17 protein-coding genes, 1 tRNA gene and 1 pseudogene are annotated in these 17,212 nt (G+C 53.3%); 7 read left to right on the top strand and 12 right to left on the bottom strand.

Annotated features, from left to right (window positions below):
- Position 1: 1 nt before the first annotated feature.
- From QYC28_RS06475 to menB, 7 genes are all read right to left on the bottom strand, one after another.
- Entirely contained in the window at positions 2–874 is an 873-nt protein-coding gene (locus QYC28_RS06475; protein ID WP_149819246.1) for a ParA family protein, read from the bottom strand.
- Between the two features lie 32 nt (positions 875–906).
- Positions 907–3,570 (bottom strand): ATP-dependent chaperone ClpB, encoded by a 2,664-nt coding sequence (clpB, locus tag QYC28_RS06470; protein WP_302680031.1) that lies wholly within the window; start codon positions 3,568–3,570, stop codon positions 907–909.
- Positions 3,571–3,665: 95 nt separating this feature from the next.
- The gene (locus tag QYC28_RS06465; RefSeq protein ID WP_190278274.1) at positions 3,666–4,478 is read right to left on the bottom strand and encodes a hypothetical protein; all 813 of its coding nucleotides are present in this window, start codon (positions 4,476–4,478) and stop codon (positions 3,666–3,668) included.
- Between the two features lie 62 nt (positions 4,479–4,540).
- Entirely contained in the window at positions 4,541–5,065 is a 525-nt protein-coding gene (locus QYC28_RS06460; protein WP_149819242.1) for an SRPBCC family protein, read from the bottom strand.
- 4 nt (positions 5,066–5,069) lie between these two features.
- Positions 5,070–6,389, bottom strand: a complete 1,320-nt coding sequence (locus QYC28_RS06455) for a TrkA-related ion transporter (protein ID WP_255451725.1) — start codon at positions 6,387–6,389, stop codon at positions 5,070–5,072.
- 164 nt (positions 6,390–6,553) lie between these two features.
- Positions 6,554–6,802: a Ycf34 family protein gene (locus QYC28_RS06450; RefSeq protein ID WP_149819240.1), complete on the bottom strand. Its 249-nt coding sequence runs from the start codon at positions 6,800–6,802 to the stop codon at positions 6,554–6,556.
- A 44-nt stretch (positions 6,803–6,846) separates the two neighbouring features.
- On the bottom strand, positions 6,847–7,683 hold the full coding sequence (menB, locus tag QYC28_RS06445; RefSeq protein ID WP_149819238.1) for a 1,4-dihydroxy-2-naphthoyl-CoA synthase: 837 nt from the start codon (positions 7,681–7,683) through the stop codon (positions 6,847–6,849).
- A gap of 155 nt (positions 7,684–7,838) precedes the next feature.
- Between menB and QYC28_RS13185 the strand changes: the two are divergent.
- From QYC28_RS13185 to rpmB, 6 genes and pseudogenes are all read left to right on the top strand, one after another.
- Positions 7,839–8,066, top strand: a pseudogene (locus tag QYC28_RS13185) (hypothetical protein); the annotation flags it as partial.
- Between the two features lie 166 nt (positions 8,067–8,232).
- Positions 8,233–10,554, top strand: coding sequence for a DNA helicase PcrA (gene pcrA, locus QYC28_RS06440; protein WP_302680030.1), 2,322 nt, complete (start codon positions 8,233–8,235; stop codon positions 10,552–10,554).
- Between the two features lie 124 nt (positions 10,555–10,678).
- A complete protein-coding gene (locus tag QYC28_RS06435) occupies positions 10,679–11,125 on the top strand; it encodes a hypothetical protein (protein WP_190278272.1) in 447 nt (148 codons plus the stop codon).
- 62 nt (positions 11,126–11,187) lie between these two features.
- A tRNA-Leu gene (locus QYC28_RS06430) sits at positions 11,188–11,271 on the top strand.
- Between the two features lie 59 nt (positions 11,272–11,330).
- The gene (locus QYC28_RS06425; protein WP_149819234.1) at positions 11,331–11,969 is read left to right on the top strand and encodes an LON peptidase substrate-binding domain-containing protein; all 639 of its coding nucleotides are present in this window, start codon (positions 11,331–11,333) and stop codon (positions 11,967–11,969) included.
- A gap of 81 nt (positions 11,970–12,050) precedes the next feature.
- A complete protein-coding gene (gene rpmB, locus QYC28_RS06420; RefSeq protein ID WP_149819231.1) occupies positions 12,051–12,287 on the top strand; it encodes a 50S ribosomal protein L28 in 237 nt (78 codons plus the stop codon).
- Between the two features lie 14 nt (positions 12,288–12,301).
- On the opposite strand, the gene QYC28_RS06415 is transcribed toward rpmB, so the two are convergent.
- Positions 12,302–13,012, bottom strand: a complete 711-nt coding sequence (locus QYC28_RS06415) for a M15 family metallopeptidase (RefSeq protein ID WP_302680029.1) — start codon at positions 13,010–13,012, stop codon at positions 12,302–12,304.
- 5 nt (positions 13,013–13,017) lie between these two features.
- Positions 13,018–13,422, bottom strand: coding sequence for a photosystem II protein Psb27 (gene psb27 / locus QYC28_RS06410; RefSeq protein WP_149819226.1), 405 nt, complete (start codon positions 13,420–13,422; stop codon positions 13,018–13,020).
- 171 nt (positions 13,423–13,593) lie between these two features.
- On the opposite strand from psb27, the gene QYC28_RS06405 reads away from it, so the two are divergent.
- Complete coding sequence (locus QYC28_RS06405) at positions 13,594–14,136, top strand: NADAR family protein (protein ID WP_226972031.1); 543 nt, start codon at positions 13,594–13,596, stop codon at positions 14,134–14,136.
- On the opposite strand, the gene mutL is transcribed toward QYC28_RS06405, so the two are convergent.
- From mutL to QYC28_RS06390, 3 genes are read right to left on the bottom strand one after another with little or no spacing between them, the layout of a single operon-like run.
- On the bottom strand, positions 14,078–15,688 hold the full coding sequence (mutL, locus tag QYC28_RS06400) for a DNA mismatch repair endonuclease MutL (protein WP_302680028.1): 1,611 nt from the start codon (positions 15,686–15,688) through the stop codon (positions 14,078–14,080). The genes QYC28_RS06405 and mutL overlap by 59 nt on opposite strands.
- Positions 15,688–16,902 carry a bifunctional phosphopantothenoylcysteine decarboxylase/phosphopantothenate--cysteine ligase CoaBC gene (gene coaBC, locus QYC28_RS06395; protein ID WP_286649976.1) on the bottom strand — a complete coding sequence of 405 codons (1,215 nt, stop codon included), beginning with the start codon at positions 16,900–16,902 and terminating at the stop codon, positions 15,688–15,690. The genes mutL and coaBC overlap by 1 nt, the downstream gene beginning before the upstream one ends.
- The gene (locus QYC28_RS06390; RefSeq protein WP_149819222.1) at positions 16,889–17,104 is read right to left on the bottom strand and encodes a DUF2555 domain-containing protein; all 216 of its coding nucleotides are present in this window, start codon (positions 17,102–17,104) and stop codon (positions 16,889–16,891) included. Before QYC28_RS06390 ends, coaBC begins: the two co-directional genes overlap by 14 nt.
- Positions 17,105–17,212: the final 108 nt, after the last annotated feature.

Raw genomic sequence — 17,212 nt, 5'->3', positions numbered from 1 at the left:
ACTAGGATTGCGTCATCCAATTAATTTCATCTGCTAGATGATTAAATTCACGAGCCGAATTTGAATTGGGCTTAAAGCGAAAAATAGATTGAGGTGCTGGTATTTCACTATCACCAACTGTAATTACTCGATTGAGACTACTGGACAAATCAACACATTCTGTGATAATTGTCTCTAGAATTTTCAGAGGATACTTATTCGTAATTGCTTCTTGAACAGCAATAAACCTACTTGAATTCTTGGTCTGGCCATGAATTTTTGAGGGCAAAATTCCCAAAATTTCTAAGGGTTTTTTACCCAACTTGACCCGCAAGTCTGCAAATCGTCGATTAATATCTTTCACAAACGACATGACGTACTTTAGGCCTTGATTGGCAAAGGGCTTAAAATCTGAGGGAATAATTAGATAATCTGAGGCAATCAGGGCAATTTCGGCGTAGAGATCCCAAGCTGGCGGTGCATCTATGATGACAATATCGTAGGCATCCTTGAGTGCTTCTAACTTCATAAGCAGTTGTAGATGAATGGCATCAATCTCCTTCAGTAGATCACGGGTTTCAATGCTCACTAAATCAATATGGGCAGGGACAACATCAATTTCTGGGTGATTAAAAGACTGGGATTTCCTAACCACTTTTTCAATGGGATACTCATCGGCATATCTGAGCACATGGAAGATATGAGCATCCCGCAGTGTATCCTCCTCTTCAAACAGAAAACTCATTAAGCCAGTGGCAAAGGTCGTATTGGCTTGAGAGTCCATGTCAATGACCAAAACCCGCTTTTCCCGACAACGAAAGGCAGCCGCTAAGTTGACAGCAACAGTAGTTTTCCCCACACCACCCTTGTTGTGATAAATGGTAATAACTTTCACGCTTCTTTCCTGTCGAGTCGGTTACTGAAGGCTTAGGAGGCGGTGACGGTGTCGCGATCGCCTGCACCTGCGAGGTTGGCAGGGCTAAAGGTCAACTCACCATTGACCAAATCTACCAAAATCGTATCGCCGGGTGCAAAGACCTCTTCAAGGATCTTCACGGCGAGGGGGTTCTCCAATTCCCGTTGAATGGCGCGTTTCAGAGGACGTGCCCCATAGACTGGATCAAAGCCCACCGCCACCAAATGATCTAGCGCTGCCGGGGTGAGGCGCAGGCGAATTTTTTGATCCGCAAGGAGTTTCTCCACCCGTCGCAGTTGAATTTGAGCAATCTGTGCCAGTTCAGTCCGCCCTAGGCCATGGAAGAGGATCAAGTCATCAATGCGGTTGAGAAATTCGGGGCGAAAATACTTTTGCGCACTTTGGAGTACCCGTTGGCGCATTTCCTCATAGCGACTGTCATCCCCGGCCAAATCTAAAATATGCTCGCTGCCCAAGTTGCTGGTCATAATGATCACGGTATTGCGGAAGTCCACCGTTCGCCCTTGGGAATCAGTGACGCGGCCATCATCGAGCACCTGCAAGAGCACATTAAAGACTTCCGGATGGGCTTTTTCCACCTCGTCAAACAGAACCACGGCATAGGGACGACGGCGAATGGCCTCCGTCAGTTGCCCGCCACTGTCAAAGCCGACATACCCCGGTGGTGCGCCAATCATGCGGGAGACGGCGTGTTTTTCCATGTACTCCGACATATCAATGCGCACAAGGGCATTTTCATCATCAAAGAGGGCTTCGGCAAGAGCACGGGCCAGTTCTGTTTTGCCCACCCCCGTGGGACCCATAAAGAGAAAGGAACCAATGGGACGGGCAGGGTCTTTCATGCCGGCTCGCGCTCGGCGAATCGCTGCGGCCACGGCGGCCACGGCATCAGTTTGACCAATCACCCGCTGATGGAGGACTTGTTCCAGTTGCAGGAGTTTTTGCCGTTCTGAGGCCATGAGTTTTTGCAGTGGAATTCCCGTCCACTTGGAGACGATTTCGGCAATATCAGCTTCCGTAACTTGATCGCGCAAAAAGGTGCCGCCTTCGGCCTGAAGTTCCAAGAGTTGCGCTTCGGTGCTTTCCAATTCCCGTTGCAGCGTCTCGAGGCGACCATATTTAAGTTGAGCAGCTTTGTTGAGGTTGTAGTCCCGCTCCGCTTGCTCGATTTGCAGCTTTACCTGATCTTCCTCTTCTTTGAGGCTGTTGATCCGCTCTAGGAGGTCTTTTTCGGCTTGCCAGCGGGCTTGCATGGCCTGTTGTCGCGGTTGCAGTTGGGCAATTTCCTCTTCGATGCGCTGCAGGCGATCGCGGGTGGCTTGGAGTGGCGCTTGGCTCAGGGGCAGACTTTCTTCCTGTTTGAGGGAGAGTTTTTCCATCTCCAGTTGCCGCAGTCGCCGCTCAAGGGCTTCCAGTTCAGCAGGCTTGGTGGTGATTTCCATTTTCAGTTTGGCCGCCGCTTCATCTACCAAATCAATGGCCTTGTCGGGTAAAAAGCGATCGCTAATATAGCGATCCGAAAGCATCGCCGCTGCCACCAATGCCGAGTCAGTAATTTTGACGTTGTGGTGAATTTCGTAGCGATCCTTGAGGCCGCGCAAAATTGAGATCGTATCCTCAACGCTGGGTTGGCCAATATACACCTGCTGGAAGCGACGCTCAAGGGCAGCATCCTTCTCAATATGCTTGCGGTACTCGTCTAGGGTGGTGGCACCAATACAGCGCAGTTCGCCCCGCGCCAACATCGGCTTCAGGAGGTTGCTGGCATCCATTGAGGAGTTTTGATTGGCACCGGCACCAACCACGGTGTGCAATTCATCAATAAAGAGAACAATTTGACCGTCGGAATGGGTCACTTCATGGAGAACCGCCTTGAGGCGATCTTCAAAGTCACCGCGAAACTTGGCACCCGCTACTAAACTCCCCAGATCAAGGGAGATCAACCGCCGATTTTTCAAGGATTCTGGCACATCGCCATTGATAATCCGCTGGGCAAGGCCTTCGGCAATGGCGGTTTTACCTACACCCGGTTCACCAATGAGCACGGGATTATTTTTGGTGCGGCGGGAGAGCACTTGAATGACGCGGCGAATTTCTTCATCGCGGCCAATGACGGGATCCAGTTTGCCTTGGCGGGCTGCTTCGGTGAGATCGCGACCGTACTTTTCAAGGGCAGCGTATTTATTTTCGGGGTTTTGGTCTAAGACTTTTTGGGCGCCGCGAATGGCTTTGACGGTGGCCGCCAACTGCTCGCGATCGCAATTCAAAGCGCGGAACAGACGTTGACCAATACGGCGATCGCCCACAAATGCGAGGACAAGATGCTCAATCGAAATAAACTGATCCTCTTGCTCTTGGCGCAGACGATTGGCTTCATCAAGCAGGGCATCCAAGCTGCGGCCACAGTAGAGTTCGCTTCCCGTTGGCACGCGGGGCTGCTGCTTAGCAAACTCCATCAGCCGCTTGAGCACCCATTCAGTGTCAATATCGGCCCGTTCAAAGATCAGTTGCCCCAGTCCCTCCTCCCGCAGGAGGGCAATCATCAAGTGCTCTGTTTCCAGATATTGGCTGCGATACTCCCGCGCCACATCTTGGGAGTTAACAATGGCTTCCCATGCTTTATCAGTAAACTTTGTTGGATCCGTTGGTTGCATAGTGATAATTGAGGGCAAAACCCCACCGACCGTGAATGCATTATGCCATCATCTTCAGTGTAATCAACAGGCCAGCGCCACACTCGCAGGACGACTTATAGAGGTGGCAGATAGAGAAACTGCCGCAGGAGATTAGCGAGTTTTTTCTTGCTGTCATAGCCGCTACTGTAGTACTGCCGCAGGGGAACTGTCTCGCCAGAAGTGAGGTGCATCACGACGCGATAGAAGCGATCGCCATTAGAATCCACCAACTCCTCAATAGCCACTTCTTTGATGTCCTGCAAGCGCAATTCCTGTTTCGTTCGGGGGAAAAAATACCCGTGGTAAATTGTAAATGTGCCACTGCTACGATTCAGATCGAGGGTTAAGGCAGGAGCGAACACAATCAGACTCACCCCCATCACCCCCACCAAAAAGATCACCCCCACAACCATCTGAATTAGCCAAGGATTGTCCACATTAGTAGACAGTTGCATTTGGTTGGGATTGCTGAGGAACTGGTTAATTTGCTGCACAATTGCGGCGCGACTATCCCCATCTGAGGAATGCATGCCCAAGGGTATTGAGTCAGCCCCAGCCTCAAGGACAATGCTGTACATGCGATCGCCTTCGCTGTCAATGTAGTCCTCCAACTTTGCCTGTCGCAGCACCGAGAGTGGAATTTTGACCCGCCGTTGAATGACAAAGAACGGGGTGGTGGCAACACACTCATAGGGTAGAGTTTGGCGTTGACACTCAATTTTGGCAAAAGGAAGGGTACTCAAGAGGAAAACAGAACAAAGACACAACACCCCACCACCGAGCCAAAAAAACAAAGGCTGTTCCCGCAGGCGTAAGCGATACTCTGTTTGCTCTATTACCTTCATCGTTTGCTCTAGTACCTTCATCGTTTGCTTTAGTACCTTCATCGTCAACTACCCCCTTTAGCTTCTCATCCAACAATTTGCCACAGCCCCTTATCGTGCCAATCTCACCCCTTTGCCTGCAAAAATGCTGCGACACTGGCTGCCAACTGCTGAAAATTGGGTTCGATGCGTTGGCCGAGATACTCCTCCACAGCGCGAGCAATCATGCCAGCTAGGAAGGAGGGTACCCCCGGAATGCGTTTTGGATCAATGCGTAGATGACCTCGGCTAGTGATAATTGTTGAGTCACCCACAGCAATGAATTGATTTTCCCCTTGGCAGTCAATGGCCTCGGTAAAGGCATGGGGTGCAATGCGCCAGCGGGTGAGATAGTGGCGATCGTCCCAATGGGTGTAGTCCGTCCACGAGAGCATTGCCTCACTCAGCAGTGCCCGAGCCGCTGCCGGAATTTCGCCACCCCCATGCCAGACCAGAACCATCTCTAAGATCTCAGGCTGTTCCCTGCGCTCTTGCACCTCAATTTTACGCACATTGGGCATCCAGTTGACTAACTCAGGCAGGCGATCGCGATAGGTGCGATAGACGTGCTCGCGGGGAAAGGGCAGCTCTACTTGGGAGGCAATTTCCATCACCCTATCCCCACTGTGGATACTGCCGCGCAATCACAACCACATAGTCCCCCCCTTGCAGCTCATAGTCCATTGGTGGGTTAATCTCCGTCTGGCGACGCCCCTCAATGCGACGTTCCACAGCAACTAAGAGGGCATCGTACTGCTCCTTGAGGTGTCGTTGCGCATGCCAAAAGGTTTTGCCTGCCAGCGTTGACGGCAAAGGCAGCCGATAAAATTGGTTTCCCACCTGTACTGTTAGCAATTCCGCAAAAACATCCATCGCCCCTTGATTGCGTACTGCATTGCCAATCAGGTGACCCGCCATTTCATCAGCCACCACCACATCTTCCACCCCTGCCGCCTGAAGTTGCACATTATTATTGCGATCCAAAAGCTGGGCACAGGTGTAAATCGTTGGATTGAGTTTTTCCATGGTCAGTGCAGCGAGAACCGTTCGGGCATCGCGGTCTTGATCACTGCGGGGCTGGCTGGTATCCGCCAAGAGAATGGCACGGGAGGCGTGGTAAATCTGCACCTTCTCTAAAACGTCAATGCGGGTATAGTCTCCCGAATAAAAGTAGAGGCGATTTTGATCTACTCTCCGCAACTCACTCAAGGGCAACTGTTCAAGTTCAGCAACAATGACAATCGGTGCATGGCGGGTTTGGGGATCGGTTTGCAACTCCTGCAACACTAGGGGGGCACTGCGATTCCAGCCACAGAGAATAATGTGGTTGCGCAACTCATCCAAGTCAAAGTTCTTAATGCTCATGACTGATTGCAACCGTTGCACCATGAAGGCAGACACCACCCCTGTAAACACTGCAAACAAAGTCAGCCCCGACAAAACCACCACTAGGGTAATGATCCGCCCGGCATGGGTTTTGGGATAGGCACCAATGGGTTCGGCGGACACTAAGGAAAAGAAGCTGTACCACAGGGCATCCCCAAGGGTCTCGATGTCTGGGTTTGAGGTTCCTTCGATAATATAAAAAGCCAGTCCCCCAAAGAGCATGATCAACACAATGATTAACAGTGCTGAAATTTGGGCACCGTAGAGACCAGAAATCTGGGGAGAAATGTAGTGTAGGTTGCGATTGATCAAAATCGAGGCACGGGGTAGGCGCAAAAGGGGCAGCAGACGAAACAGGGGCCACTGGGGCGGCATCGGTAAAATCGCGACTAGATCAAGCCAGTAGTGGCGGAAAAATCGTTGCTTTTTGCGGGCGATCGCAAAGCGTAGGAATAACTCAACAACAAAGCACAGCCGTAGGGGCAAATCCGCCAGCATCAGAAAAAAATTAGGGTGGCCGGGCTGTACCCAGAAAAGATCGACCACCACTAAAAGTACCCATATGAGGATCAAAACCAGCAGGCTAATTTCTACCTGTGGTGCGTGCAGAAATAGATCAAGCTGTTGTCTTAGCCGGCTTTGTCCCATGAGTGCCGCTAGAAGAGAACATCAAATTGCCGCGATTTGCCGCGATCGCCGGCTAACCATCAGATTTAGGTGGGAATCAATTCTCCTGGACGCAGTTTTGCCCACCGTCCCTGTTCTTCGACAAAACTGGCACAACCAACCACATCCCACTCTAAGAGAATCTCTTCCCCTTGGGTACGGATGTTGATATTGATCGTCGGCTCAATCGGGTCAAAGTCTGGTGTGAGGGTCAGATGGGGCTGTTGGTGCTGCTCTTCAACGGCATAGTATGTGGTGCAGCGATCCACAAGGGCGCAGTTAACACAGATACACATGGCGAACTCTCCCAATGCCACATGCTCCTACTCTAGCGCATCCCTTAGGGGCGCCAAGGGAACTGCTGAAAGTTGGGGGGACGTTTTTCCAAAAAGGCGTTTTTGCCCTCGGTACTCTCTTCAGTGAGGTAGTACAGCAAGGTTGCATTGCCAGCTAATTCCTGTAGGCCGGCTTGACCATCACAATCGGCATTAAAGGCCGCCTTCAAGCAGCGAATGGCCAAGGGACTTTTGGTGAGAATCTCTTGCGCCCAGCGGATCCCCTCCGCCTCCAGCTCCTCAACGGGGACAACAGCATTGACTAGACCCATCGCTAAGGCTTCCTGAGCTGTATATTGTCGACAGAGAAACCAAATTTCGCGCGCTTTTTTCTGGCCGACAATGCGGGCAAGATAACTGGCACCAAACCCCGCATCAAAACTACCCACCCGTGGCCCCGTTTGACCAAAAATGGCATTCTCAGCAGCAATGGTGAGGTCACAGACCAAGTGCAGCACATGGCCACCGCCAATGGCATAGCCGGCCACAAGGGCAATCACCACCTTTGGCAGGGAGCGAATTTGCCGTTGCAGATCCAGCACATTCAGCCGTGCTACCCCCTGATCATCCAGATAGCCTGCCTCACCCCGAATACTTTGGTCACCACCCGCACAAAAGGCATACTTACCATCGGTGTGGGGGCCTGCCCCGGTGAGCAAGACAACGCCAATCGTGGGATCGTTGCGGGCATCCTCAAAGGCCTGACTCATTTCGACAATGGTTTGGGGACGAAAGGCATTGCGCTTGTGGGGACGGTTAATCGTAATTTTGGCAATGCCCGTCGTTTTGTGGTACAGGATGTCAGTGTAGTGGTGAACCTGCTGCCAGTGGACGCTGTCCATAGAGTGTGATGGGTAAGATGGATTCTCATTGTAACCTGAGGGGTTCTCGGGTTTAGAGGGGAGCAAAATCGCAAAAAAAATTAACATCCACCACCTAGGGGAGGCTAGGAGAGCTATGTTAGGCTGTTGCTGACAATAGTTTGTGCTTCTTTGCTATGAGCGACCTCCTCAACACCTGCCCCAATTTGCAAGCGGATTGCGATCGCCTCCTTGAGCTGTTGAATGCGGAACCCAAGCTGCGCTCCTTATGATATTACGCCAGTTCAAACTTCCCTGCGCAAGGTGGTTTCGCCAACATTTGAGATTGTTTTTGCGGGGCCTTTTAGTGCTGGCAATCAATGCTCATCAATGCGCTGTTGGAGCGCGAACTCCTCTACAGTGCCCGAGATCCCCTGTGGGATGATATCGCCTCAAACCCAAGGCTGGCAGGAGGGTCAACCCATCGCCGTCTGATGCCGTGATGCCCGCAGTACTGGCGGATGGGGGGCTAACCCGTTGGCTGGTCATAACAGGTATCATAAAACTTTAGGCGAATGGGCGTAGCAGCAAATGAGTAGGGATTTTCTGGCAGGACTGAATCCATCACAACGGCGGGCGGTGGAGCACTATTGTGGCCCGATGTTGGTGGTGGCAGGCGCCGGTTCCGGGAAAACTCGCACGCTCACCTATCGCATTGCCCATTTGATTCGCCAGCATCAGGTGGCACCAGAAAATATCTTGGCGGTGACGTTTACCAATAAGGCCGCCCGCGAAATGAAGGAGCGGCTTGAAGCTCTCTTTGGTCAAGAGGTGGCTCAGCAACTCTACAGGCGAGACTGGCTGGATCTCTCTCCCCTCGAACAACAGCGGGTGCGATCGCGAGTCTATCAAACCTACACGAAGTCCCTTTGGATTGGCACGTTCCACAGCCTGTGTGCCCGACTCCTGCGCTTGGAAATAGAGGCCTATCAACATCCCCAAGGGTATCGCTGGACGCGGCATTTCACCATTTTTGATGAGTCAGATGTGCAAAGCCTGATTAAGGAAATTGCCACTGCGGAACTCAATCTCGATGAGCGCCAGCATGATCCGCGCGGTATCCGCTACAAAATTAGCCATGCCAAAAACCGAGGGCTAAGCCCCGATCAATTGGAGCAGGAACAGCGATCGCCCGCTGGCCGGGTGGCCGCAGAAGTTTATCGTCGCTATGAGGCAACCCTTGCCCAGAATAACGCCCTTGACTTTGATGATTTGATTTTGCGAACGGTGCAGCTGCTACAACAGCACCCTGAGCGCCTTGAGTATTGGCATCAGCAATTCCAACATATTCTGGTGGATGAGTACCAAGACACCAACCGCACCCAATACAATCTCATTCGGCTACTGGCCACCAATGGTACGCCACCGCAACAGTTTCAGAATTGGGGCGATCGCTCGATTTTTGTCGTCGGCGATGTGGATCAGTCCATTTATTCCTTTCGCTGCGCTGATTTCACTATCCTGATGAATTTCCAACAGGATTTTGGCGATCGCCTGCCCGATAACCACAGCCGCACAATGATTAAGTTGGAAGAAAACTATCGCTCCACAGCCAACATTTTGCAGGCCGCCAATCATCTCATTGAGCACAACAACGAACGCATTGATAAAGTGCTGCGTCCCACCAAAGGAGAAGGTGCTCCCATTCACTGCGAGTGTTGTGACACTGAAACCGATGAAGCCGATTTTGTTGCCCGAACCATCAAAGCCTTGGGCAGTCAATCCCTCGAACCCCAATGGGGACGGTTTGCCATTCTCTACCGCACCAACGCCCAATCGCGCCCCTTTGAGGAGGCCTTAGTGCGTGCCAACATTCCCTACACCGTGGTTGGTGGTCTCAAATTCTATGAGCGCAAGGAAGTCAAGGATGTTCTCGCTTATTTGCGGCTGCTGCAAAACCCCCAAGACACCGTGAGTCTGCGGCGAATTATCAACGTGCCACGACGCGGCATTGGCAAAACCAGTTTGGATCGCCTCAGTGACGCCGCGCAAACCCTTGGCATTTCCCTGTGGGATTTAATTACCGATACCGAATCCATGACGCCCTTGGCCGGGCGAGCCAGTCGTGCCGTGCAGCAGTTTGTGACCCTCATGACCCGCCTGCGATCGCTAGTGGACGACATTGAATTGCCTGAACTAGTGAAAACCGTGATTGAAGAGACAGGCTACCGCCGCGAACTCGAAAACGAAGGCACTGACGAAAGCCTAGAGCGACTGCAAAACCTAATGGAATTGGTTAACGCTGCCCAGCAATTTAGCGAAGAAAACGAGGGGGCAAGCCTCAGCGATTTTCTCAACAGTTCTGCCCTTGCCTCGGATTTGGATACCTTGCAGGAGGGAGAGGGCGTCGTTTCCCTGATGACCTTGCATGCCGCTAAGGGGCTAGAATTTCCCGTTGTCTTTTTGGTGGGCATGGAGCAGGGACTCTTTCCCAACTTCCGCAGTCTCAACGACCCCATGGCCCTTGAAGAAGAACGCCGCCTTTGCTATGTCGGCATCACCCGTGCCCAAGAACAACTCTTTCTCACCTTTGCCCAAAGCCGTCGCCGCTACGGTGGCAGTGAAGATACGATTCCTTCGCAATTTTTGACAGAGCTACCCCCAGAACTGCTGACAGGGAATGTTCAACGACGACCCAAAATGGCTGCTGTCACGAAGCTATCCCCCGCACGGTTGAGCAAGGCTGCTGCCTCTCCTTGGCGGGTGGGCGATCGCATTCTCCATCCTGTCTATGGCGAAGGGGAAATTACCCATGTCTTTAACACTGGCTCGAAGCTCTCCTTGGCGATTCGTTTCCCACGTCGCGGGCAAAAGGTGGTGGATCCCCGGCTGACACCCCTTGAACGGCTATAAATCGAGCGAACCGATCCGAGCTGAACAATATGAAGTCTTATTGCAGGATGCGGCTGTTTGGGTGCCATTCACACTTTTTGAGCGTCAGGATAAGCATGAACTTATAGGAACTTAGGAACTTCCCGTGAGCAACAGCATTATTGCAGCAACCCTTCTTGCCCTCAGCGTTGGGGCGCACACCTACGCGATCGCCCCCCAAGTGCCCGCAATGGTCGCTCAGCCAGCCCAACCCGCAGGCACCACCTTCTATGCTGATATGGGCGAGGGTCTATTTCGCATCAGTGGCCGCCCGAACCAAAAAGTAACGTTTATGAGCATTGCCATTGATCCGCAAAAGGTGGCGGATATTAATATGCAACTGGCGGATGGCAACTATATTGGCTTCTCTGGTAACGTCATGCAGCAGGATGCCTACAATCTGCGGATTCGCTTGACCAGTTCTGGTATGGCCGATGCCAATGGCACCCTCAATATTCGTTATGGCGGTCAGCAGTCCATTCTCAACTTGGCGGGCAATGGTCAATTGGATGGTCAGCCCTTTGTGCTCACCTTCCGAGGCAAGATGAAATAATGAGTTGACAGAACTCCACCAAACCCAAGATAATAAAGGATCGCTGACCAAAATCTACACGAGCGGAACTGGCGGAATTGGTAGACGCGCTAGATTCAGGTTCTAGTGTCCGCAAGGACTTCGGGGTTCAAGTCCCCGGTTCCGCATCCTAGGAAGCCTGCAAAGTACGGTACGATAGAAGCATTGGCTTCTGTGCGCTGTCATTATGGCTTTTTCGTCCATTGCCGTTCGCGAACTCCCCATTTTTCCCTTGCCGGATGTTGTGCTCTTTCCGGGGCGACCCCTGCCACTCCACATTTTTGAATTTCGCTACCGCATCATGATGAATACGATTCTTGAGAGCGATCGCCGCTTTGGCATCGTGATGTGGGATCCACAGACGGGACGGCCAGCCACGGTGGGCTGTTGTGCGGAAGTGCGTCGCTACGAACGGCTTCCCGATGATCGCATGCTCATTGATTCCTTGGGTCAGCAGCGGTTTCGCATCTTGGACTACGTGCGCGAAAAACCCTACCGCGTTGGACTAGTGGAGTGGATTGAGGATGAACCCACCAGCATTGATCTGCGCCCCTTGGCCAAGGAAGTGCGGCAACTTCTTGAGGATGTGGTGCGCCTCTCAGCAAAACTGACAGAACAACCCATGGAGCTGCCCCCCGATGTGCCCACGGCTGCCCTTGAATTGTCCTATTGGATTGCCAGTAATTTTCGCGGTGTCGCTCAGGAGCAGCAACGTCTTCTAGAGCTACAATCCACCTACGATCGCCTACTGCGGGAAGCAGAAATTTTAACCACCACCCGCAATCACTTGGCGGCCCGCACCGTCCTCAAGGAAACCTTCAAATAGGCCGTGTGCTTCTCGGCGGAATATGTTACGCTAGAAGTCTTGGTTATTTTGCATCACATTGCCTTGCAGGGGAGAAAACCAATGAGCCGCGTTTGTCAACTGACTGGAAAAAAAGCCAATAACGCCTACGCTATTTCCCACTCCCACCGGCGGACGAAAAAACTGCAAGAAGTGAATTTGCAATGGAAACGGGTGTGGTGGCCAGAAGGCAACCGTTGGGTGCGGCTGCGCCTCTCTACCAAAGCCATTAAAACCCTTGAGCGCAAAGGCCTGAGTGCATTTGCCAAAGAAGCGGGGTTGAATCTCAACAAGCTCTAAGGCATTGCCCAGACTCAAAGATCCACGCGGCCATAGCGAGCGAGGATGTCCCGCTGGCCAGTCTGTTGCTGCGTTTGCCAAGCCCACAACTGATCCCCAAGGGAAAAGTGCCACCACTCATTGGGATGGCGCTGAAAGCCTGCATGGCGCATTGCCTGATAGAGAATTTGGCGGCGTTGGGCAAAGCAAGCGGCATGGGTCTCTTCAGGATGGCGATCGTAAAAATCGGGAAAAGAACGTTCAGAAATTTCATCAATGACACCCCCCATCTCCAAGGGATGGCCTGCGGGGTCAGCGAGGGTAAGGTCAACGGCAGCGCCGGTACTGTGGGGGGGTGGTTGCTGAGGGTCTAAACTGGGCACCGCCCAAAATTGATCAACCTGTTGCCAAATCTCGCGGGCGATCGCTGGCTCAAGTTGCTGCGCATCATACCCCCGTTCTTGACAGAGGGTAGCAAAGGTATGCGCCACCATGAACTGCTGTACCGCAATTGGGCGATAGGCATCAAAAATCGCCAGTTGCCAGCCGTAAGGTTCTAGGAACGCTTGGGCGCGCTCAAGGGCAGCAATGACCCCCACCCGCAACCAAAAGGGAGAGGCTTTGCCATAGGGGGCACCGAGGCTTTGATAGGGATGGGGTTGCAGCCGCAGAAAGGTAGGTGGAATAGGCGCTAGGGGTTCCCCACACTCTGCAATCGGAATCTTGGTATAGGGCTTATCCCCCATTGGGACTAGGACTTGGCTTCGCGATCAAGGGCGAGTTCAACTTGCTTAAACTCTTGTTCGAGGCGGGCTTTCAGCTTCTCCGGGAGGGGACGATTGGGATAGGAACTGTAGTGACCCGCAAGGGAGTTGAGGGCAGTTTGCATCGTCATAAAGGAAGAGAGCGATCGCAGGGAGTCATCGCGACGATAGAGGGCAAAGAAGTCATTCAGTTTTTTGCGAGCCTCTGCTTGAGCGGCCTTCTTGTTGGGGTCATTATCCGGTAGGGCGATCGCTTCGCGCAGGCTACTGATCAGCGCAAGGGTATCTTCACGGAAATTTCCCGTTAGCCCCGTGGGCACATTAGCACAACTGGTCAGGAGTAGTGACACACTTAGGAAAAGTGCCCAAACCATCGCCCAAAAACGTTTCATATCAAACCCCAAAACAAAATTAGGTCTTAAGATACCCATGAGGCTGATCTTAGCAAGAATTGGCTCCCCTAACCCGCTTCTGTCTCTGCGAAAAGGGCTGTATTTGGGGCATGATGATCTCAGTCCTCATCAATGCTTAGGTGATCAAGGGGTGCGGGAACGCGGTTGGCAATGACCATCTACTTTTATCGCGTCAAGGATGCCTACGGCAGTTTTTCCAATTTCTCTCCCCACGGTTTTACCCTTGAGGGCTACTACTGGCCAACAGCGGAGCACTACTACCAAGCCCATAAATTCTTTGGCACTGCCCATGAGGCCTTTGGTCATGCCATTCGCATCGCCCCAACTCCCGAAGCGGCTGCCCAACTCGGTCGCAGTGGTCGTTACCCCGTGCATCCTCAGTGGGATCAACTGAAACAGCCAGTGATGTGGCGTGCCCTTGTGGCCAAATTTACCACCCATCCCGACCTGCGGGAACTGCTCTTAGCAACTGGGGATGAAGAATTGGTGGAAGATTCCCCAGTAGATAGCTATTGGGGTTGTGGGGGCGATCGCCAAGGCTCGAACTACCTAGGACGGCTGCTGATGCATCTGCGGCATTGTCTGCGCCAAGGGGCAGATCTTCACACTTTCACCCCTCTGCAAGATTGCCAATCTAAAGGCCATGACTTTTGCCCACCACCCAGTGACGACGGAAAAAACGGGCAAGGCTAGATTCTTGCAGTTGCAGACAGATGGGGCGACCATGGGGGCAGGTGTGGGGTTGACGGCAGCGGTACCACTGATCCACAAGGGTTTGCATTTCTGCAAGGGTGAGGGGCGTGCCGTTACGAATGGCGCTGCGACAGGCAACGGCCACCTTAGCAGCAGTTAGATCCGCCCCTTGGCTGAGTTCAATCAGGGCAGCTACTACATCGGGGCGATCGCGCAATAGAGCAGGCACACTGCGCACTGCCCAAACCTGTACCCCAAAGGGAGCGATCGCCAACCCCCATTCCTGCAGGCGTTGCACTTGCGTCTCCGTGAGGGAGTCCACCAACACCGGCTGCTCTAGCTCCACCACCTGCCAATCTGTTTCAATTTGCTCGTACAGCACCCGTTCATGGGCAATGTGCTGCTCAATCAACCAGATGCCTTCGGCGTGCTCAACAATAATGTACGTATTGTGCAACTGGCCAACCACCTTGAGGGCTGACTGGGGCGATGGACTGGGGGATAACAAGGTTCGATAGCGGCCAGGGGGTTCAGCAGCTTTAAGCAGGTGATAGCTCGTTGTGGGGACGGTTGGGGAGGCCAGCAGTTGGCCAATGCGCTCGACTAACAGAGCTTGCCATTGCTCTGGCTCCCGCAGATAGATTGTGCGCTTTTGGGGTGCTGCAGACCAATCAATCGCCGCCGGGGGTAAATGGAGATGGGCAATACACAGGGGAAAGCGCTGCCGCGGTAGACCGCGACCAAAGGCCTCAAGAATCACCTGCTGCCACGAGGGATCACTGTGCAGTTCCACCCAACGACCATTAACAGCCACCCCTAACCAATCGGGATGGGGGCGATGGTGACAATCTGGTAGAGCCAAGACCAGTTCAATTTGGGCATCGCTCATTTGGCGCAGATCCTGAGGGTGGATTTTGGGGAGCAGCTGGAGCAGGCGATCGCCCAAAGACGCCACCGCCGGCCAGTGGTGCCAGCGCTTTCCATCCTTAAGGAGATGCCAAGCCACCTGCGGGAAACACAGGGCAATTTCCTGAAGGCGCCGCTGAACCTGTTTGGGATTGACCCCCTGCTGTCGTTGCGGCCAGTCCTGAAAAAGTTGCTCGACAATCACGCGAGTTCCCACGGCCATTCCTAGAGGACGCTGGCTGCGCACTTGACCCTGGGCATCATAACTCACTTGCCAACCGGTCTCCGCCTCACGGTGGCGAGTGCAAATCGTTAACTGTGCCATTTGCGCCAAACTGTGGAGGGCTTGACCGCGAAATCCCAAGGTTGTGATGTCCGCCAATTCCCCGCTGGGGGGCAACTTGCTGCTGGTGTAGGGGAGAGCCACTTGGGTGAGATCTGCCCAGCGAATCCCTTCGCCATTGTCTGTGACCTCAAGATGCCATGCTGAAGGGCGCCAGTGGAGGTGAATGCGACTCGCCCCGGCATCGAGGGCATTTTCCACCAGTTCTTGGACAACCGTGGCTAGGGAGTCGAGGGTTTCAGCGGCAGCGATCGCTTGCCGCATTGGTGCTGGTAGAGGCACCACCGTCAGGACATCGCTCATCAGAGCCATTCTTGGGCAACGTCAAAAATTTGGTGGGCCAGAATTAACTTTGGTACCTTGGCAAGGTTGCGCGATCGCCCTTGACGATCCAGCACCACCGCTGCGTTTTCGTTGCTGCCAAAGCCACCATCGGCTTGATCCACCGCATTGGCAACTATCAAATCCAAGCCCTTGCGTTCTAGCTTTTCGCGGGCGGGCGTTACAATATCCCCCGTTTGGGCAGCAAAACCAATCAGACGTTGGTGGGGTTGGCGCATCTGAGCCACCGCTTGCAAAATATCGGGCACCGGACTCAGGGGTAAGGCGGTAGGCAACTCCGATTTCGGCAGCTTTCCCGACCACTGTTGGGCCGGGCGGACATCGCCAACGGCGGCAGCCATCACCAGCCAATCTGCCTCTGGCCACACCTCAAGGACAGCTTTGCACATTGCTTCGCTACTGATTGCTTCAATAGCGCGTACCTGGGCTGGGATCGGCTCGGCGATCGCCCCATGAATCAACGTCACCTTTGCACCGCGATGCAGGGCTGCCCTTGCCAGAGCGATCCCCATTTTCCCCGTTGCCGGATTACCAATGAAGCGCACTGTATCCCAATACTCGCGGGTGCCCCCCGCCGTAATCAGCAGATGCTTGCCAGCTAAGTCTCGCTGGCCGTGGGTATAGGCCAAGGAGTCCAAATAGGCAATGATTTCCTGCGTCTCCGCCATCCGCCCCACACCGACGCTGTCACAGGCCAAGCGGCCATAGGCCGGGGGTAAGCAATGATAACGGGGCTGTTGTTGCAGTTGTTGCCAATGGCTCTGTACCGTCGGTTGCTCCCACATGGTCGTGTTCATGGCCGGTGCCACCAAGATGGGTATTTGGGAGGCCAAGACCGTACTCGTGAGCAGGTTATCCGCCAAACCCAGCACCAGCTTTGCCAACGTATTGGCCGTGAGGGGAGCAATCAACATCAGCGTTGCCTTTTCTGCCAGTTCAATGTGTAGCGGTCGCGGCGCTTGGGGATGCCAAAAATCCGCATCTGTGAGTACCGATTGCCGGCACAGGGTCGAAAGGGTCAACGGCGTAACGAACTGCGAGGCGGTCTCTGAAAGGATGGCAGACACTTGCCACCCCGCCTTTACTTGCGTGGAGATCACATCACAGATTTTATAGGCAGCAATGCCACCCCCCACCCCCACTAATAAATGGGGAACTGCCCTAGGACTCGTCAAAGGCTTCTAAATCCAGAAGATACAAATAAGGCTCTACCAGCTCTGGCCGCTGAAAGGCAATGGCCCGCAGCAGATGCCAGTCTTCAAGGGCAGCAAAGGGTGTATCGTAATCATCCTCCTCAAGCCGTCGTGCCAAGGCAGCCACCTCCTGGGGGGTGAGGTGATTGATATACTCCTGAGTGTAGTGGTGAGTTGTTTGCATACCCCCTCCTGCAGGACGCCTAAAGAGTTGTCCTACAACACTAGTTTACATACCCCTTGGCCTCAACCCCAAGATTGAGGAGCTAGACTAAAAAAGCTACTGCCCTGC

It is taken from the genome of Thermosynechococcus sp. HY596 (assembly GCF_030518715.1).
Taxonomy (GTDB): Bacteria; Cyanobacteriota; Cyanobacteriia; order Thermosynechococcales; family Thermosynechococcaceae; genus Thermosynechococcus.
Note: the sequence above shows the minus strand (reverse complement) of the source record. Positions and strands in the feature narration are given on the sequence as shown.